The 1402-nt window shown below is 64.1% G+C and carries 1 protein-coding gene and 1 pseudogene; both read left to right on the plus strand.

Annotation, left to right across the window (positions count from 1 at the left end; translation table 11 throughout):
* Positions 1–132 (plus strand): integrase core domain-containing protein (locus tag J1M44_RS11480; protein WP_206481147.1); only part of this gene is annotated, 132 nt, incomplete at its 5' end.
* A 98-nt stretch (positions 133–230) separates the two neighbouring features.
* A pseudogene (locus J1M44_RS11490) lies at positions 231–1162 on the plus strand (IS3 family transposase); the annotation flags it as partial.
* Positions 1163–1402: the final 240 nt, after the last annotated feature.

Genomic DNA, 1402 nt, shown 5'->3' on the forward strand with positions numbered 1-1402 from the left:
GCTCGGCGTGAGGCCCTGCAGGTGTGGGTGAATCACTACAACTACCATCGGCCGCATACCTCCTGCGGAGAGGCTCCTCCGGCCTCGTTGGCCCCGGTGCGTGTCAACAACGTCATGCCCTCCTACAACTAGGCCGAAAGCGACTTAGCATAGCTAAGTATCGGGACTGCCGCACGGATATGTGACATCTGATCTGGCTTGCCTGCAAGGCAGCCTGGAAGGATGTTGCTGTGCCCGCCCCCTACCCCCAAGAGTTCCGTGACGACGTCGTCCGCGTAGCCCGCACTCGCGAAGACGGCGTCACCCTGGCCCAGATCGCCAAGGACTTCGGCATCCACGAGATGACTTTGTCGAAGTGGATGCGCCAGGCCGACATCGAGAACGGCGAGAAGCCCGGCGTCTCGAGAGCCGAAGCCACGGAGAACCGAGAACTGAGAAAACGAGTCCGCCTGCTCGAGCAGGAGAACGAGGTCCTACGACGGGCGGCGGCCTACCTCTCCCAGGCGAACCTGCCGGGAAAAGGCTCTACCCACTCGTGAAAGAGCTCGCCGCCGTCGGGATCCCCGTCGCGGTGACGTGCCGGGTCCTCAAGCTCTCCCGCCAGCCCTACTACCGTTGGCTGGCCAGCCCGGTCACCGCCGCTGAGCTGGCTCAGGCGTACCGGGCGAATGCCCTGTTCAACGCCCACCAGGACGACCCTGAGTTCGGCTACCGCTTCCTGGTCGACGAGGCCAGGGACGCAGGCGAGGTAATGTGTGAACGCAGTGCTTGGCGGATCTGCAGAGACAACGGCTGGTGGTCGGTATTCGGGAAGAAGCGCGGCAAGAACGGGAAGAAGCCCGGGCCACCCGTCCATGAGGACCTGGTACAGCGCGATTTCACCGCCGACGCGCCGAACCAGCTGTGGCTGACCGACATCACCGAGCACAAGACCGGCGAGGGCAAGCTGTACCTCTGCGCGGTCAAGGATGTTTACTCCGGACGGATCGTCGGCTACTCCATCGACTCCCGGATGAAGGCGCGACTGGCGGTGCAGGCGCTACAGAACGCGGTGGGCCGCCGCAGGGAGGTGGCCGGCTGCATCGTTCACTCGGACCGTGGGTCGCAAGGTGGATTCAATCGGTCGTCGCAACACCCTCTCGGAATCACTGGAGGTATGGGCGATGGCAAGCAAGGACTGGGCGAGGAAGATCAGTGACGTGCCCGAGGGGACACGTTGAATCGCCCCGGGTCTGGTGGAGGCTCTGATCCAACGGAAGGATGCAGAGCATGCCAGCACCACGGAAGTACCCCGACGAGCTCCGCGAACGCGCCACGCGGATGACTCTGGAAGCCCGTCAAGACCCCGCCACGAGGACCGGAGCGTTCCGCCGTGTGGGAGAACAGCTCGGGATCAATCCCG

The sequence above is a fragment of the Micrococcus sp. KRD128 genome (genome assembly GCF_017168395.1).
In the GTDB taxonomy this organism is placed as follows: Bacteria; Actinomycetota; Actinomycetes; order Actinomycetales; family Micrococcaceae; genus Micrococcus; species Micrococcus luteus.